Source organism: Clostridium cellulovorans 743B (assembly GCF_000145275.1).
Lineage (GTDB): Bacteria > Bacillota > Clostridia > Clostridiales > Clostridiaceae > Clostridium_K > Clostridium_K cellulovorans.
This window is the reverse complement of sequence record NC_014393.1, coordinates 504600-522124: the sequence shown is the minus strand read 5'-3', so window position 1 is coordinate 522124 and position 17525 is coordinate 504600. Positions and strand designations below refer to the sequence as shown.

Annotated in this window: 15 protein-coding genes and 2 pseudogenes; 2 read left to right on the top strand and 15 right to left on the bottom strand. The window is 33.5% G+C overall.

Annotated features, from left to right (window positions below; translation table 11 throughout):
* Nucleotides 1-42: 42 nt before the first annotated feature.
* Complete coding sequence (locus tag CLOCEL_RS02160; RefSeq protein WP_010075046.1) at nt 43-786, bottom strand: nitroreductase family protein; 744 nt, start codon at nt 784-786, stop codon at nt 43-45.
* Nucleotides 787-884: 98 nt separating this feature from the next.
* On the bottom strand, nt 885-2204 hold the full coding sequence (locus CLOCEL_RS02155) for an arabinan endo-1,5-alpha-L-arabinosidase (protein ID WP_010075047.1): 1320 nt from the start codon (nt 2202-2204) through the stop codon (nt 885-887).
* 164 nt (nt 2205-2368) lie between these two features.
* Here CLOCEL_RS02155 and CLOCEL_RS02150 point away from each other — a divergent pair, with 164 nt between their 5' ends.
* Nucleotides 2369-3142, top strand: coding sequence for a helix-turn-helix transcriptional regulator (locus CLOCEL_RS02150; RefSeq protein ID WP_010075048.1), 774 nt, complete (start codon nt 2369-2371; stop codon nt 3140-3142).
* Nucleotides 3143-3362: 220 nt separating this feature from the next.
* On the opposite strand, the gene CLOCEL_RS02145 is transcribed toward CLOCEL_RS02150, so the two are convergent.
* The 12 genes and pseudogenes from CLOCEL_RS02145 to rlmD form a co-directional block, all read right to left on the bottom strand.
* Nucleotides 3363-4166 (bottom strand): helix-turn-helix transcriptional regulator, encoded by an 804-nt coding sequence (locus CLOCEL_RS02145; protein ID WP_010075049.1) that lies wholly within the window; start codon nt 4164-4166, stop codon nt 3363-3365.
* Nucleotides 4167-4239: 73 nt separating this feature from the next.
* A complete protein-coding gene (locus CLOCEL_RS22975) occupies nt 4240-4386 on the bottom strand; it encodes a hypothetical protein (RefSeq protein WP_010075050.1) in 147 nt (48 codons plus the stop codon).
* 284 nt (nt 4387-4670) lie between these two features.
* The gene (locus tag CLOCEL_RS02140) at nt 4671-5462 is read right to left on the bottom strand and encodes a CPBP family intramembrane glutamic endopeptidase (RefSeq protein ID WP_010075051.1); all 792 of its coding nucleotides are present in this window, start codon (nt 5460-5462) and stop codon (nt 4671-4673) included.
* 286 nt (nt 5463-5748) lie between these two features.
* Entirely contained in the window at nt 5749-6222 is a 474-nt protein-coding gene (gene tnpA / locus CLOCEL_RS02135) for an IS200/IS605 family transposase (RefSeq protein WP_013291570.1), read from the bottom strand.
* 356 nt (nt 6223-6578) lie between these two features.
* Nucleotides 6579-7331, bottom strand: a complete 753-nt coding sequence (locus CLOCEL_RS02130; protein WP_242655203.1) for a WecB/TagA/CpsF family glycosyltransferase — start codon at nt 7329-7331, stop codon at nt 6579-6581.
* A 352-nt stretch (nt 7332-7683) separates the two neighbouring features.
* Complete coding sequence (locus tag CLOCEL_RS02125; protein WP_242655202.1) at nt 7684-8709, bottom strand: phosphotransferase enzyme family protein; 1026 nt, start codon at nt 8707-8709, stop codon at nt 7684-7686.
* 175 nt (nt 8710-8884) lie between these two features.
* Nucleotides 8885-9357, bottom strand: a pseudogene (tnpA, locus tag CLOCEL_RS02120) (IS200/IS605 family transposase).
* A gap of 537 nt (nt 9358-9894) precedes the next feature.
* A complete protein-coding gene (locus CLOCEL_RS02115) occupies nt 9895-11049 on the bottom strand; it encodes an NADH:flavin oxidoreductase (RefSeq protein WP_010075055.1) in 1155 nt (384 codons plus the stop codon).
* 23 nt (nt 11050-11072) lie between these two features.
* The gene (locus CLOCEL_RS02110) at nt 11073-11645 is read right to left on the bottom strand and encodes a TetR/AcrR family transcriptional regulator (protein ID WP_010075056.1); all 573 of its coding nucleotides are present in this window, start codon (nt 11643-11645) and stop codon (nt 11073-11075) included.
* Nucleotides 11646-11655: 10 nt separating this feature from the next.
* Nucleotides 11656-12423 (bottom strand): annotated as a pseudogene (locus CLOCEL_RS02105) (EFR1 family ferrodoxin).
* Nucleotides 12424-12471: 48 nt separating this feature from the next.
* Nucleotides 12472-13242 (bottom strand): SDR family NAD(P)-dependent oxidoreductase, encoded by a 771-nt coding sequence (locus tag CLOCEL_RS02100; protein ID WP_010075058.1) that lies wholly within the window; start codon nt 13240-13242, stop codon nt 12472-12474.
* A gap of 505 nt (nt 13243-13747) precedes the next feature.
* Nucleotides 13748-15136 carry a 23S rRNA (uracil(1939)-C(5))-methyltransferase RlmD gene (gene rlmD, locus CLOCEL_RS02095; protein WP_010075059.1) on the bottom strand — a complete coding sequence of 463 codons (1389 nt, stop codon included), beginning with the start codon at nt 15134-15136 and terminating at the stop codon, nt 13748-13750.
* A gap of 395 nt (nt 15137-15531) precedes the next feature.
* Between rlmD and CLOCEL_RS02090 the strand changes: the two genes are divergently transcribed.
* The gene (locus CLOCEL_RS02090; RefSeq protein WP_010075060.1) at nt 15532-16059 is read left to right on the top strand and encodes a GNAT family N-acetyltransferase; all 528 of its coding nucleotides are present in this window, start codon (nt 15532-15534) and stop codon (nt 16057-16059) included.
* Nucleotides 16060-16188: 129 nt separating this feature from the next.
* On the opposite strand, the gene CLOCEL_RS02085 is transcribed toward CLOCEL_RS02090, so the two are convergent.
* On the bottom strand, nt 16189-17358 hold the full coding sequence (locus CLOCEL_RS02085) for an NAD(P)-dependent malic enzyme (RefSeq protein ID WP_010075061.1): 1170 nt from the start codon (nt 17356-17358) through the stop codon (nt 16189-16191).
* Nucleotides 17359-17525: the final 167 nt, after the last annotated feature.

Here is a 17525-nt window from a genome sequence, read left to right as displayed (position 1 = left end):
CTAACTCATTATATAATTTTTTCGTAGGATAAGTAGCTATATTTATCCTTCTTTCTTTAACATGTATATTCCTATAGGTATTAAATCAGCTTCATTATTTTCAGGACTCAAGGTTCTTTGAAATGAAATTTTATTGTGGGATAAAGCTAGTTCCACGAAATATAGAAAAATACCCATATCTATTGAATTATAAAAAGATACTTTTTCTTTTGGTATAATTGATTTAATTTCTGTTATTCGATATATTTTTAAAGTATGATTTTCACAAACAACTCGCCAGGGTTGAGTATTACAAGCACTTGGGGCATATTTAACAAACTCAGCTATTTCAAAGCTCAAATCCCCTTTCCATATGTCACTTGTTTCTTTTCGCTTACTTTTTCTATAGTCTTTCCTAAACTGATTTTCTTCTGCTTTTCCCAAAGCCAGCATTATTACATATGGCAAATTATTGTATTGAGTCTCATTTACTTTTCCCATTCCATACCAACATACACCTATGTTTCTTGAAGCTAAATATAAATCCAGTTGCTCAAACATATAACCAACATTTAGTAAGTAATGCTCCTTTTCTTCACTATAAATAAGTAAACAGCATTCCCCACGTTTACAGGTAGTCTTTTCTCTTGGAACAATTTCATATTTTACTTCTATTCCAGTTATAAGAGGAATTAATCTTTTTATTTCTTCATTTATATCCTGCAATTCTTCTTCTGAAAAAGACAATGCATCATTAAACTTTCTAAATGATTTTCTTTTAAAAATCATGTCATATAATTCCTTCAAAGTTACAACCTCCCTCAATGATTTTTCCAACTCAAATGATATTAGGTTATAAAATTATTTACAACATGAATTTTAAAATTAAGTATTTTTCTAGAATCCTAATGAATTTTCGCCCAGACTGTTTCACCAACATTTGTTATTCCACTAAGTACGATACACTCTCTGCAGTTCTCATAATCATATGCTGTAAATACATAAGTTTTTTCTGGAATAAGGTAATCTGGCAGTTTTGACACAACGGATTCTGCCATAGTATTATTGTCAGCTTTCAATAAAAGCCATTCCCATTCTAACTCCAGCATTTCCTTTTTGTCTGAAAGCTTAGTTACCGTTGATTTCTCACCTGCATATGGTTCTGGGGAAAACAATGGCCAACCGTCAACAAAGTACATTTTCCTTATAGCCATATAATGCATTCTAAAAGACTGTCTATCCTTTTCCTTCTTACAAAATATCTGAGCACCATCTCTAACATGATGTACAAAGAAATATTCATCTTTTTCAGGCGCATAGAAAGGAACTCCATGCCCTGGGCCTCTAAATCCATCAAACTTCCAACCCTCACTGTCATTTCCAGCATAAGGATTAGACCCTTTAAAATGATAGCTTCCTGCTAGCTTCATACCAAGAGCATTCCCTACCATACTTTCACCATTGTAATCTACATAGGGGCCTGTAATCTTCTTGCATCTACCTACTCTTATATCATAATCATCACCAAGCCAACCATAAGAAAGGAACATGTAATAATACTCTGTGTCAGGATTATAGATTATAGCGGCACCCTCTGGCCCATCAATGTATGAATTATATGGTTTCTTCGCAATACATTCTCCTTGGTAATACTTATCAGGGTTTATTGGCATTCCTGTTTCTTTATCAAGTTCTTTAATAAAAATGCCTCCAAAGAACGAGCCGTAGATAAAATACTTTCTTCCATCAGCAGTATCACAGACATGAGCATCTATAGCATTAGGCTCTGCATCTGATGTATTCCAAGTATCCATCACCACACCTCTATTTTCAAAAGGTCCTTCTGGATTACTAGCAACAGCAAGCCATATTCTCGATTCTGAACTACCAAATGCTTTTGTTGCGGAATAATACATTCTGTATTCCCCGTCTACATACTCCGTATATGGCGCCCAAAAACCAAATGTTGGATCAAAGCCCTCACCATTATCACGCCCCTGAGCTATTGCCTCATCTGATAAAACCCGTCCAACAAACTCAAAATTTATTAAGTCTTTGCTCTTTCTTACAGGTATACCTTGACGATAATCTGATACAATAGCAGTATCTGTACAATATGAATAATACGTTTTGCTAACAGGATCCCACATCATAGATGGGTCATGTGATTCAAAACATGTATTTAAATCTCTATTATGATTATTTAACTGAAATCCAGGTCTCATCTTTTTTCTCCTCAATATAATACTAGTCTTTTGATTAATTTAATTATAGCAGTTACAAATGCAATATCCATGCCTTTCCTTCCGTTATACTTGACTTTTATTCCGATTATAATATAATCAAAAGAAACAAATTTACATAACATTACTGAAAGAGAGAATAATCTATGTTTAAGATAAATTATTGCGACTACAATCATTCAAACCCTGATTATGATCAAATTAATAGACCATACGGCAGTGGTGACTATCTATTTCTATTTTTTTTAACACCTATGAAGATAAAAATAGGAGAAGAAACTATATTTTCAAAAGAAAATGCTTTTATTCTTTTCCCCAAAGGTACACCACAAGAATATAGTGCTGTGAAAAAATTCAAAAACAGTTTTTTGCACTTTTCTCCACAGGATGATTTTACTAGCCAATATAGTATTCCCGTAAACCAAATTGTTTATCTTCCTAACCCAGAGGTTATTAACGATATTCTCAAGCAGATATATATTGAATTTTCTCTGAAAAACATGCATTATGTAGAAAAGGTAGACAGTCTTATTAATCAACTCTTTATTGATTTTTCAAGACAGCTACAATCAATTCCCTATGATTTTAATAAAGACTTAAATATCTTTGAGCAATTTAATAAAGCTAGAGTTGAAATACTTACCCATATAGAAAAAGACTGGACCTCCAAGTCTATGGCTTCACTTACAAACTTGGGAACCAGTCAGTTTTATAATTATTATAGATATTTTTTCTCACGCTCACCTAAATCTGAGCTTTTGGATGCCAGAATTGCTAGGGCGAAATATTTACTGAAGGTAAATAAACTTCCTGTAAGCCAAGTAGCTACCCTATCAGGCTTTAACAACCTTTCACACTTCACTAGATATTTTAAAAAGTCTTGTGGTATTACACCTTTAGAATATTCCAAAACTCTATAATAAATTGATGATACTTGTATAGGCTGTGGCAAATGTCATCGAGACTACCGTAAACAAAACATCAATTTTAAAGACAAAAAATTCAGCAATAAGAGTATCTTTTGCACTGGCTGTATCCACAACTATCCAGTTAATTTTATTATGTAGAAAAGTAAAAAAATCCAGTAATACAAAGTCCTCAATGAAATTATATTATAGATAAATATACTTCATAAAAGTATCATAGATCAATCTTCCTATCAACAAAAGGAACTGTTATATCATTCAACTCTGCTATCTGTCTTGGTGTTTTATCAGAAAACTTTTTAAATTCTCTAATCATATGAGCTTGGTCATAATATCCTGACGATAGTGCCACTTCGATAATGCTGGTATTTTTAATATTTAATGCAGCAACCTGATAGCGCAATAATCGCTCATATTGGGAAGGAGTCATTCCTAAAAATGCATGAAAATCCCGTTGCAATTGTCGATATGAAATTCCTAGTTCATTGGAAATATCCTGAAATCCTTTCATCTGGTTATAGCCATATAACTGCGTTGCCAGACTAACTCTTTCCATCTGTTTAATAACTACTTTATTTAAAACTAGTTGATTCTTTTTAATGATTGATAAGGCATGTGAATCCCAGTTTTCTCTTGGGAGAAAGAAAAATGGTACTAAATCAGAATAGATTCTACTATTTTCTGGAACTTTATATGGTATCCTACATTGTCTGGGAAACAAGCCTGTTAAATAGTAAAATAGTGAAAAATGTATTCCAATAGATGCCATTGAAAAATTATAGACATTTCCATAAAGAGGAGAGTCAGTGTATCCAGCAATCATCAAGTCACCAGATTTTAATACACCACTAGCAACACTTTTACCATCAAAAATAAAGTTTATTCTTACTCCCGTAAAAGCCGGTAACGTAACAAGTCCGTCTTCGATATTCTTGCTTTGATAGAATTGAAACCCCATTTTAGCCAGCGATGAAGGTAAGTCTTTAATGTATATAGATTGTTGGTCAAAAGTTGCCATCCAATTATCTCCTCTCTGTATATTTTTATATCAAATATGCTATTTTCATACAATACTCAAGTACCTCTTTTGCTCAGTCCAAATATGCCTTATATATTAGTGTATATTGTTTTATTTTCTTTCCTAATTCATTTACATGAACAGTACTTGACGCCACTATATCATCTTGATATAGTGGCGTCAAGTACTGCTCATTAACTTTTGTTAAGTTAGTGTACATCACTGTGTTTGCCGAATGGCTCTTTTTATGATATTAGGTGTAAAAGTAACGAGGAGGCTGCTTCACATCCCCCTCAAAAATAAACATTTTATCTTCAACATCTACTTAAAGCAAATTCTGATAATACATTTTTGCTTTCTTTACCTGATAGCGTTTGGAATATACACTTGGTAATTCGTTTCTATAAAAATGTAAGTTCTGGATACTTGTTTTCATTCTTAATTATTTCTTGCATTTCTTCTTCCTTCATTGGTATAAAGTATTCTTCAACTATATCTTATTCATTACCTTCTAGCCATCCCTCGGATAAGATAAATTCCCTGAATGATAACTAACATGCTACACACCATAGCCATTGCTGCTTCTGCCTGGTCACTGGCTGTTATAAGATCAAAACCTCCATGCCAGATTAGTACAGGAATAACAGAGAATTTACTTCCATTGGCAATCCATGCAAGTAACACAGATCCAAATGTCAAACTGATTGCCCATCCAATAATTCCTAGTCCCATGTTAACATAAGTTGAATTAAAGAAAAAAGCCGGGAAGTGCCAAAATATCCAGATAGCTGACACAATCAGTGAACTGACTCTAAGAGAATATTTCTTAGTTAATTCAGGAAGCAAAAAACCTCTCCATCCAGACTCTTCTCCCAATCCAAATGTTGCAACCCAAACCACCGCAGTCTGCCATAGATTAAACCCTGGAAGCTTCGAAGTTAATCCAAAGCTTGAAAGCTTCAGCCATTCTCCAAGCATAAATCGATGTGCCAGAATTCCAACAATTCCATAGCACAGAGGCATGGCAATAGCAAGTAACAGCCACTTTTTAGGAAAAGTACAAGAATAGGTTCTAGAAAACCATGAGTAAACTCCTTTTTTTCCTTCGAGTATCATAAGTGTCACAATTACACTTGTCAGAGGTCCAAAGGATGCTAGATAAAATTGACCTGGCAATGTAAAAACATTGATATTATACGAATAATTTAAGAACAAAGGAATCCATAATATCCATGTGACTCCATAAGAAAAAGCTATATATAATAAAACTTTTTTTCTTGAAAAATTTTGTACCATTTTAATCTCCAATTCTCAAACAATACTCTATATAACTATTTAAATTCTGATGTAGTAATAACAACTTAACTAATTTTACTCTTACATAGAGAATTTGTATTGTAAGGAAGCGACATTTTTACATATTCATTTCGTCTATCAATCCGATGATTTTATTAAAAATCAGGACCACCCGTCAAACGGGTGGTTTGCTTTAGCCCTATAAGGGCATGTTACTGGCCGTGCTACTCGCACATTGAGCGGTTTGCCAACCGCATACCTTTACTGGCTGCACCTAAAAGGTGCTTTATTTTTTGCCTTTGTTTACTGATTCACCCGTAAACGGGTCAATAAATTCTTTCAAGCTCATTTGTTCATATGCTAAATCTTCCTGTATTTGATTCTTTATGTATTCTTCTATTATCTTTTTGTTTCTTCCAACTGTATCAACGTAATAGCCTTTACACCAAAATTGCCTATTCCCATATTTATATTTCAAATTTGCATGTCTGTCAAAAATCATCAATGAACTCTTACCTTTCAAATACCCCATAAACTGAGAGACACTTAACTTCGGAGGTATACTTACAAGCATATGTATATGATCCTTACATGCATTTGCTTCAATAATTTCTACTCCTTTATGTTCACATAACTTTCTAAGTATTACCCCTATATCCGCTTTTATTTTTCCATATATGATTTGTCTCCTATACTTTGGTGCGAAGACTATGTGATATTTACAATTCCATTTACTATGTGCTAAACTACTATTATCCATTACGGATATACCTCCTTTGTACTTTTGGTTGTGGTCGGCAAACCTACTACCATTTTACATTGGAGGTATTCTTTTTTTCTACTCATCGCTAGAAGCTTTTTAGAACCACAGGTAAAACCTGTGGTATTCGTAAAACAATAAAAACGCACCTACCTCTAAGTGCGTCCAACCTTTTCTTATTCAATTCTTACTTCATCTTACGTATCATACAAACCGTCTATATGTAGACACTCCAAAATATAAAAGATATTCCGAAGTTTACTCAATATTATTCATAAAATCAGGCTTACCTTACATAGTGAGTCTTTTTCTATTTATATATAATTATGACACTATATAAGAACGTTTAATAACTTTTACTTTATATTTTTATTAAATGCTTCACCAAATGCTCTGTATGCAAAAACCTTCAATTTTTTCTGTCTTTCTTTTCGTGAAGGTTCATTTATTCTCCTAAATAACCACTCTAAATTTAACTTTTTCCAAACTTCTGGTGTTCGTTTAACTTTTCCCGTAATTACATCAAGACTTCCTCCTACACCAAAAACCACTTTAGAGTTAAGCTGAGTTTTGTTTTTATATATCCATTTATCTGCAAGTGGTGAACCTAATGCAACTATAAGAATATCCGGCTTTGCACTTTTTATATTTTCAACAATTTTGAGTTCTTCTTCTTTATTAAAATAACCATGATGTCTACCTGCAATTTTAACATTAGGATAATTCTTCATAACATATTCTGCAGTCTTTTTATTTACTTCTTCATCTGAACCCAAAAAATAAAATGACCACCCCTTTGAATTTCCCACTTTAAGAGATTCTAAAAGCAAATCATAACCTGTAACACGCTCCGGTACTGGATTACGCTTTAATCTTGACGCTAAAACAATGCCAATTCCATCAGGTGTTATTAAATCTGCTTCAAGTGATATTTTTCTTAGCTCAGAGTCTTCCTGAATCTCTATCGCAATTTCTGGATTCACAGTAATAATATGAAATAGCTGACTTCTATATTTTTCTATCTTATTATCTATTAAATTAATTGTCTCTTGTAGATTTAATTTTGAAAATGATATACCTAAAATATCAACGTAATTATTCACGCTCATTCCCCCTTGCTTTCTTCCAAAACAAAATTCATTATTATTTTCTACATAATATTATACTACTTATTTACATCATACCAAATTTATATATTATTTGAGTTTTATTGTTTTTTATTCTTAATTCATACTATTGTTATAACATCTGTTTACAACTGTCTTTACAGTACTTTTTTAAAAAGACACCTTAAAGAGAAAATCCCCCTAACTCTAAGTCTTAGGGAATATTAGAAGAGTTCTAAAAGCTTATGCTCTTAAAACTCCTTATCCTATGGATAAAACACGCTCAATATTCACTTTAAATCCTTCAAAACCTAATTTTCATAAGGAGCACCTTTCAAAGACCACACCAAAAATATTAGATATCTCGTTCCTCATACTCAAAAGGCTCTTCACAGGAATAAACTTCATGGAAAAATCCCTTATATGGAATATCATCTTCCATGCATTTTATGAGATAAGATAGTTCCTCATCATACTCCAGTTCTTCACCATTGTTCATCATGCACTCGAATCCATCTATAATATTTTCCATGAGAGTTACCTTAGTAAACAAAGGTAATTTATCTAGCATTGAATTGTCGATGCTAGTCTCAGATCTATAGCCTTGGAGAACTGTTTCAAAATAATCATCCATAAATTTTTTGCGTTTATCAGCATCTGGTTCAAATTGTATCCAACCAACTCCATGTGTCCAGAGGTCTGCCAAGTCATACATATACCAACCAAAACATGAATTATCAAAATCATATACTGTTATTTCTCCAGTATTAAAATCTATCGAATAATTCCCGTCGTTGTAATCAAAATGAATCATACCAAAAGAGTCTCTGTTCTTGTCCAATCCCTCTAATATCTTTAGGAGTTCTAACAATTTCTCCTTAAGCAGATATAATGAGTTAGGTATTAGTTTATCAATATATTCAGCATTGTATTTATCAAAAAAACTATATCGTCGATGGACAGGGTTATAGCATTTAGACAATTGGTGCATTTTTCCTAAAACCTTACCACAGTTATAGTAATATTCAGTGATAGGAACCCCTTCACGATATTGGTAGTTATTTTCCACCAGCATTTTTCCCCTAGCTTTTTCAAACAGGCATACAAAAAAGGTATGATTATTATGAGTTATCTCTTCCAATAGCTTTCCACTCTTAGAACTTACTACATTCGCAACGCTTCCACCATACTCAAATAAGTATCTGATATACTCAACTTCAGCGAGAAAATCTTCCCTGCTTCTGTCATTTAAGAAAGCAATTCTGAGTATTTTAGCGTTAACCCCTTCTTTCTCACAGCTATAAATAACATTCCTTCCTCCATCATGTCCCTTAACCAGTGTTATTTCGTAACCTTCCAAGCCGTATATCTCTGATATCAATGGAATTAAATATGTATAACCAATCTTAACAACCTCATTATAAATTATAATATCTCCTCCTTTAGCTATTAATTTCGCTATTATTTACTCTTACTTCTCTACCAAAAAATTTTTTAAAATCGCCAATTAATCATTATAAAATTAGTATATCACATTACCATACCCATCTACAAAATTATGTAAACGAGTATAAATCAGGACCACCCGTAAACGGGTCAATAAACGCTTTCAAGCTCATCTGTTCATATGCTAAATCTTCTTGTATTTGATTCTTTATGTATTCTTCTATTATCTTTTTGTTTCTTCCAACTGTATCGACATAATAGCCTTTACACCAAAATTGCCTGTTCCCATATTTATATTTCAACTTTGCATGTCCGTCAAAAATCATCAATGAACTCCTACCTTTCAAATACCTTATAAACTGAGAGACACTTAACTTCGGTGGTATACTTACAAGCATATGTATATGATCTTACATGCATTTGCTTCAATAACTTTTGCCCCTTTATATTCACATAACGTTATAGGTATTCCCCCTATATCTGCTTTTATTTTTCCATATATGATTTGTCTCCTCTACTTAGGTGCGAAGACTATGTGATACTTACAACTCCATTTACTATATGCTAAACCATTACCATCCATTACAGATATAACTCCTTTGTAATTTTGACTGTCCATTATTTTATACTAGCGGTATTCTTTTTTCTACTCATCGCTAGAACCTTTTTAGAACCATAAATAAAACCTTTGTTATTAGTAAAACAAAAATAATTGTGCCAGTCTAAACCAACACAATTATTTTTTACACTATATTATCTATTTTTTGTATATTTTGCTACACATTAAGCATTTCTTCACCACGTATTGCGAGTCATATATATTTTATCCATACTCATACTCTCACTATTTCCAATATATTTAAATGCGTTTCCTTTGTAACCTTACTACCGTCTCAACATGGCACGAGAGGACAGGAAATACGTCTTATACCTACGGTCGTTTGGGGGAATATATCCATTATTTGTGACCGAACATATCCACCGTGCCGCTTCTGTGACAAAATATATCTATATTATTATAGCTGAAAATTCACGATTTCTCAATTTGCAAATAAGGCACATCACGCTTCGTTAGTGTCATGTGCCTTATTGCTTACAACTTTTAATTTATTAGAACAAATCACTTCGGCACTTTTCCATAATAACATCTCACTGGGGCATTATATAATCCTATCAAACAATAATTACAAGAGAGGCACTTTGCTTTCTGTTCCGTCTGTTGCTTGAATTTATTAATTAACCCTGGTTCCAAAATAAGAGGTCTGCTCATTGAAACAAAATCAATTCCATCCTCATTTATTGTTGATTCTATATCTTCTAAATCATGGATTCCTCCAATAACAATTACTTGAATTCCCACTGACTCTTTTATTTTCTTTGCTGCAGGTACATTATATTTTCTATCTACACTCGCCTCTTCCATCATCATTGGAACGAATGGTTTTAAAAGCGTTTTTACTGGTTTTGGAAGGTTCTTAATTCCTGGATAATCATGCATAATCATTTCAACAGGAACCTTCCCTCTTGCTGGTCCCATTTGTTTCCAGTCAATTCCACAAGATACTTCTATTGCATCCACTCCGCACTTTTCAAGCAATCTCGATATTTGAACGGATTCTTCTGTATGAATTCCATCTTTATATATTTCATTGCCATTCACCTTAACCAAAATAGGATAATCTGGTAATTTAGAACGAATTTTCATTAGAATTTCTTTTACAATTCGCACTCTTTTTTCAGTAGAACCACCCCATTTATCCTTACGCTTATTTGTATGTGGTGAAAGTATTTCACTTAAAAAATAACCATGAGCAAGGTGAATTTCTACTCCGTCAAAACCAGCTTTTTCTGCTCGAATGGCTGCACAGACGAAATCGTTTATCACTCGCTCAATAGTTTCTTCTGAAATCCTATTCACATTGAAATCTTTACCTGCAATCCCATTTCTTCCGCAATGTGCAATCTGGCAAATAATAGGCGTTTTCATCTCATGAACACGACTTACCACTTCTGCTAATCTCGTAATACGTTCATCTGATTCAATCATAGTCATTCCTGGCATCATGGATTCTCCATCCTTCGAAACAGACATATATCCCGTAATAATACCGCCAACTCCACCCTTCGCAAGAGTTTCATATAATTTAATAAGTTTTTCTGTTGGATTTCCACTTTCGTCAGCTAAACCCTCATCTGTAGCCGCCCTAAGGATACGATTATTTAACCTTATTCCTGCCAATTCACTTGGTGCAAATACATCTATTTCATTTATCATTCATTTCCTCCTAAATAGATTCATTATCCTATATTTCTTAGAAGATAATGCAGATATTTTAGCGCATCCTCTTTTGAATCAATCTTCTTTCTTAAGAAACACCACTCTATAATGAGCTGAAGGGTATTACTGTAGTGTTCAGCCACTAGCTGGTGTGGAATCGGATGCACATCCCCATATGGACAATCCATCATAATTTGACTGCTCTGCTGTTTTACAAAGAGATTGCATGACGTCACCAATGCTCCATCTAGAGAATTGAACATCATAATTTTTCCAAGTCGTTCCCGATAGGAATCAAAATAATCATAAATTCGTTCGAAAATAATATACACTCGTTCCTCAGGTTTCATATATGGATAGTCATCTACTTTTATTTCCTGCATCATGGCAATCCAACAGTAATTCAGCAGATCATAGCTATCATCAAAATAGTTGTAAAAGGTTGCTCTCGGATAATTGCAAGCTTCACAGATTTCACCTACCGTTATCCTTTCAAATCCCTTTGTTTCCAGTATTTCCATTAATGATGATGAGAATGCCAGTAATGTTCTTTGTGCAAATCTATTTGTTTTATTGTTTAAATCATATTTCATTATTCTGCTTTCATCTCTCTTTTCCGGTCGGTAAATATTTCTCCATGCGGTACTGCCCGTGATACACTGTCTTTGCTTCATACTGTATGGCAAATTTAGGACAACTATGTAAACATCTCAGACAAGCAACGCATTTTTCTTTTGACCATATCGGTTTGTTGTTTCTCATTTCAATCGCTTTTACAGGACAGTTTTTCGCACACAATCCACAGCCGATACAACTATCCTATACTTTGAAATGCGAAGTTGCTCTGGCTTTTTGATAGGCTGGATTTGAAAATAGAGTCACAAAATAAGGAAATTGCCTAGTTCTAAAATCACCTTTTTTCCGTGCTTTGATTCTGCAAATCACTTTCCTAAGCGGAGTCTTGGTTTTTATCAGTATTTTGTTCACAGTATCCTCATTACTCAAATCATAAACGACTGTCCATGTATCTGGCGTGATAACACTATATAAAGCAGCCATCTTTATTCCCTTTTCACGAAGAACTTTCTTCATATGCGTACCACAGGCACCGGACGTCGAACCGTAAGTCACCACGCCAAAGACATAATTATACTCGGAGAGTTCAATGAAAATGCTCCTCAAAAATTCTTCCACATTTACAGGCAGTTCCAAAAAGTATGTTGGAACAACAATCCCCAGACTTTCATTTTTGTTAAGCCTTATTTCCTTTGCATTTATTTTTTCAATGGAAACAGCCGTATCGTCAATCTCTTTTGCGATTTCTTCTGCAATGTATTTATTATTTCCGGTTGCGCTAAAATATAAAATCATCTAAATCTCTCCTAGCAGAACTTATCTGAAACTTCATCGCAATGAATACTATTCCTTTGGCACAGAACTTTCAACACTCGTAAATTTAACTGCAAGCGCACTTGGAACAATTTTTGCAAATACTCTATATGCCTTATAGAAAGCACGAGGCGTATATACAGCAGCTCCTCTTTCTGCTTTCTTCATCGCCTTAACTGTTTCCTTTTCAAGATTCAGATACGGAAAAATCGAAAGCTTTCCACCTGTTGTATTCTCTCTAAACATCTCAGTATTCATACTTCCAGGTGACAACAACATGATGTTTACACCACGCTTACGTTCCTCATCATGAAGTGCTCTCGCAAAGAAACGAACATATGCTTTGCTAGCACTATAAACTGCACGCCATGGAAGCGGTACGAATGAACCAATTGAGCCTGTAATAATCTCATAGCTACCATTACTCATATATTGCAAGCAAGTGCGACTGATCATAGTCATGCCCATTACATTTACATTAATAATCGAATGAATGTCTTCATACTTCATCTCTCCAAATAAACCTGCCCGATCAAACCCGGCATTGTTAATTAATACTTTAATGTTAGGTCGTTGCTCTCTCAAAACATCATCAAGAGTTTCAATGCTTTTTGTGTCTGAGAGATCAAGTGGTAATATCCGAACCTTTTTATCTGGGTATTTATTAGCCAGTTCTTTCAACCTGTCTTCACGGCGGGCAATTAACCATATTTCATCAAGGTTTGTATATCGTTCCATCATCTTTTGAAAAAAAACCTTACCCAAACCGGAAGATGCACCTGTTATTACAGCAATATTCATTCGCTGTTACCTCCTTTTATAAATGACAATATTTTTGCATCTGTCTAAATACAGAATACTTACTCACAAGCCCAATTTCAAGTATCAAATATTCCATTTTGTCTGTACTTTTTCATTTCGAAAAGATTGCAAAAGTACCACAGAAAAACCAAGCACAGAATCTTTACCACTTCACGGCTTCATCTTTACTCATTCAAATTCGGATATGAAGGCGAAAATAGCACGAATCACCGTGCTATTTCCAAGAACAATGTTTTCTATCATTATCTTTCCACATCAATGTTTGTACCGGATTTAAATTCAACTGTGAATTTATCCTCTTACACTCAACCTACATTTCAATAATATTATCTCCGCAACCTCCCCATTTTAATCCTGTCAACTCAACCCTAAGGTGTTTCTATCGTGGATATGTTTGGTTCTGATTTATTCAATAAAAAATCCGAGAGCCAGAGTTTCTACTCCGACCCTCGGAAATTCCTTTATTTCAAGGCTTTTTAACCCTTTACCTATCTTTTCTTGTTATCAATACAACACTCTCCACATGTCCCGTCTCCGGGAACATATCCACTGGCTGCACTTCCTTTAGATCATAACCCATATCACAAAGAATCCTCAAATCCCTTGCCAAAGTACCAGGATCACAAGAAACATAAACAATTCTTTCAGGACTCATAGAAACCAACGCATCAAGCAAAGATTTCTCACAACCCTTTCTAGGAGGATCTACCACCACAACATCAGCCTTAACACCATCAGCAATCAACTTTGGAATAACATCTTCACATTTACCCACAAAAAATTCCGCATTATCTATTTTGTTTTCTTTAGCATTGATATTTGCATTTTCAATTGCAGCTTCAATTATTTCTACACCATAAACCTTTGAAGCCTTTTTAGATAAAAATAAAGAAATAGTCCCAGTACCACAATAAGCATCAAAAACAACTTCATTGCCTGTAAGTCCTGCATATTCTAAGGCCTTGTTGTAAAGAACTTCTGTCTGAACAGGGTTAACTTGGAAAAAGGATAATGGAGATATATTGAACTTAAATTCGCCTATATAATCCGAAATAGTATCCTTACCAAATAGGGTAACATTGTCAAGACCTAAAACTACGTTTGTCTTTTTATCGTTAACATTCTGAACAACGCTTACTAAATTGTTAAAACTATCTTGTAATTCTTTTATCAGTATCTCCTTCTTTGGAAGACTTTTTCCGTTAGTCACTACAACTACCATAAGTTCATCATTATTAAAGGCTTTTCTCACCATTATATGCTTAACTATTCCAGTATGAGTTTCCTCATTGTATGGCTGAATTTTATTTTCCTGCATCCACTGTTTTACTATATCTACTACAGTATCAGCTTCTTCAAATTGTATATTGCAGCTTTCCATATCGATGATGTTGTGACTTCTTTGGCTGTAAAAACCTATTTTTACGTCTTCAACGGTTCCACCCACTGGCAACTGAACTTTATTTCTATATCTATATGGATTCTCCATTCCTAAAGTCTCATGAAGCTGTATATTATCTTCTGATAAATCAAAACCACCAATTCGCTCTATACAGTCTTGCACTCTACTCTTTTTAAATTCTAGCTGACCTTTATAACTTAGATGCTGCAATTGACAGCCACCACATTTTTCATATATCTCACAAGCTGGAGCTACTCTGTCTTTTGATGGTTCTATAACTTCTTTTAGCTTACCAAAGCCAAAATTTTTATTGACCTTTACTATTAATACTTTTACCTTTTCACCCTTTAAAGCACCTGGGACAAAGACTGTAAAATTATCAATCTTGCCTACTCCTTCACCTTCATAACCCATTCCATTTATATCAATTATGTATTCTTCATTTTTCTTTACTGGAGCTTCTCTTTTCATCTCATCACCTATTCTTATGAATTCTAACATCAAGTATATCAGAAATTATATTATCAGTAAAAGTTCTTATAAATTAATCTTTATACTAAGATTCTTTTCATAAAAATTAGTTAGGATACTTTTGAAACTATCTTAACTAGCTAGTAAATATTAAATACCTATATATTTTTATTAATTAATACACATACTGTTTTCTCTTATCCACTAATAAATGTTTTTTTGTTGATGCAATCAATTTATCCAATACATTTTAATTGAAGCCTCTCAGTATATACTGATAATTTATATTTCATTTACATTAGTCTTAGAATATGCAAAAATATAGACAAGCATTCGCCTATAACTCTAATAAACTGCATATGCTCTATCCACTTATTTTATAAGGAGTCTTGAATATGAATATAAATTTTCAATTAGGAACAAAAGATGATATCAATGAACTTGAACAACTTTATAACGATTTAAATGATTATTTAGCAAGTGGGACAAATTATCCTGGCTGGATAAAGGGTATATATCCTGTTCGCCAAAATGCAGTTGATGGAATAAACTCTAATAATCTATATGTTGCAAAGCATAATGGAAAAATTATTGGCTCTATTATCTTAAATCATAAGCCTGACCCTACCTATCATACAGTTAATTGGGGGCTAGACCTTGACTATTCAAAGGTTTTCGTTATACACACCTTTTTAGTACATCCTCAATTTTTAAAATCTGGAGTTGGTAATGCATTGATAGATTTTGCTATTAACCAGGGTATTAAATCACAAGTTAAAGCAATTAGACTTGATGTTTACGAAGGAAATATTCCGGCAATTAAGTTATATGAAAAATTTAGCTTTAAATACATTGATACTGTTGACTTAGGACTTATAAATCAGGGGCTAAACTGGTTTAAATTATATGAGAAACTACTCTAGCACGGAGATAAATTAACTGAATCTAAAACAAAAAAACTTGTCTCACATTGTATTTTACAATTTACGAGACAAGCTTTTTTGTATTTACTTAAATAATTATATGCCTTTATACAACTTATATATCATTGATTATTGTCTTTGTTCCTCAGCTACTCTTGCAACCTCTTTAGCCACTATTTCAGCAACCTTTTCGTTGAAGGCAGATGGAATTACATAATCTTCATTTACTTCTTCATCACTTATTATTGAAGCAATACCAACAGCTGCAGCTAGCTTCATTTCTTCTGTAATTTGTTCTGCTCTTGACATAAGAGCGCCCTTAAATAAACCTGGGAAAGCTAACACGTTATTAACTTGGTTAGGGAAGTCTGATCTTCCTGTTCCAACAACTTTTGCTCCTGCTGCTTTTGCATCTTCATAAGTAATTTCTGGTTCTGGATTTGCCATAGCAAAAACTATAGGGTCCTTTTTCATAGCTTGAACCATTTCCTTTGTTAATATTCTTGGAGCAGATACACCGATGAATACATCAGCTTCTTTAAGAGCTTCTGCCATAGTTATTTGCTTATTAGCTTTATTTGTTATCTCAGCTAACTCTTTTGTTAGAAAATCATATGAATCGTAATTTTCCATGGATATAATTCCGTTGATATTAAATCCATAAACTTCTTTTACTCCAAAGTCTAATAACATCTTTATAATAGAACTTCCTGCTGCACCAGCACCACTTACAACTACCGTTACATCTTCCTTCTTTTTACCAACTACTTTTAGAGCGTTGATAAGTCCTGCAGTAACAACTATTGCTGTTCCATGTTGATCATCATGGAAAACAGGTATGTTAAGTTCTTTCTTTAAAGCTCTTTCTATTTCTACACATCTTGGAGCTGAAATGTCTTCAAGATTGATTCCACCAAAACCTGGAGCTATAGCTTTACATATTGCTATAATTTCCTTTGGATCTTTTGTATTAAGACAAATTGGAACTGAATCAATTCCTGCAAATTGCTTAAATAGAATAGCCTTTCCTTCCATTACAGGAAGTGCTGCCTCAGGCCCTATATCTCCAAGTCCTAAAACTGCAGTTCCGTCAGTAACAACAGCTACAGAATTACCTTTCCAAGTATATTTATATACATCTTCTTTATTTTGATGAATTTTTCTGCAAGGCTCAGCTACTCCTGGTGTATAAGCTATAGAAAGATCTTCTCTTGTCTCCATTGGAACCTTAACCTCTACAGAAAGCTTACCTTTCCAATTCCCGTGCTTTTCTAACGCTATATCATAAATATTACTCATCTTTTTAGCCCCTTCTCTATATCTTAATTTCTATATTAATATATAATAATTAATGCATAACTTAGTAAACCTATACCCAACTTGGTATAATTCAAAGGTTTAAAAACCTTCCTTTAATCACGTAATAAACAAAACTTTTTCTAGCTATAAGTTAGCGTGTTAACGCA

What these genes read in the sequence shown, in the direction of transcription:
- rlmD (WP_010075059.1), bottom strand. Translation starts at nt 15,136, where the DNA reads ATGAAAAGAGAAGCTCCAGTAAAGAAAAATGAAGAATACATAATTGAT.
- CLOCEL_RS02130 (WP_242655203.1), bottom strand. Translation starts at nt 7,331, where the DNA reads ATGAGCGTGAATAATTACGTTGATATTTTAGGTATATCATTTTCAAAA.
- CLOCEL_RS02110 (WP_010075056.1), bottom strand. Translation starts at nt 11,645, where the DNA reads ATGAAATATGATTTAAACAATAAAACAAATAGATTTGCACAAAGAACA.
- CLOCEL_RS02090 (WP_010075060.1), top strand. Translation starts at nt 15,532, where the DNA reads ATGAATATAAATTTTCAATTAGGAACAAAAGATGATATCAATGAACTT.
- CLOCEL_RS22975 (WP_010075050.1), bottom strand. Translation starts at nt 4,386, where the DNA reads ATGTACACTAACTTAACAAAAGTTAATGAGCAGTACTTGACGCCACTA.
- CLOCEL_RS02145 (WP_010075049.1), bottom strand. Translation starts at nt 4,166, where the DNA reads ATGGCAACTTTTGACCAACAATCTATATACATTAAAGACTTACCTTCA.
- CLOCEL_RS02140 (WP_010075051.1), bottom strand. Translation starts at nt 5,462, where the DNA reads ATGGTACAAAATTTTTCAAGAAAAAAAGTTTTATTATATATAGCTTTT.
- CLOCEL_RS02115 (WP_010075055.1), bottom strand. Translation starts at nt 11,049, where the DNA reads ATGATAAATGAAATAGATGTATTTGCACCAAGTGAATTGGCAGGAATA.
- CLOCEL_RS02100 (WP_010075058.1), bottom strand. Translation starts at nt 13,242, where the DNA reads ATGAATATTGCTGTAATAACAGGTGCATCTTCCGGTTTGGGTAAGGTT.
- tnpA (WP_013291570.1), bottom strand. Translation starts at nt 6,222, where the DNA reads ATGGATAATAGTAGTTTAGCACATAGTAAATGGAATTGTAAATATCAC.
- CLOCEL_RS02085 (WP_010075061.1), bottom strand. Translation starts at nt 17,358, where the DNA reads ATGAGTAATATTTATGATATAGCGTTAGAAAAGCACGGGAATTGGAAA.
- CLOCEL_RS02150 (WP_010075048.1), top strand. Translation starts at nt 2,369, where the DNA reads ATGTTTAAGATAAATTATTGCGACTACAATCATTCAAACCCTGATTAT.
- CLOCEL_RS02155 (WP_010075047.1), bottom strand. Translation starts at nt 2,204, where the DNA reads ATGAGACCTGGATTTCAGTTAAATAATCATAATAGAGATTTAAATACA.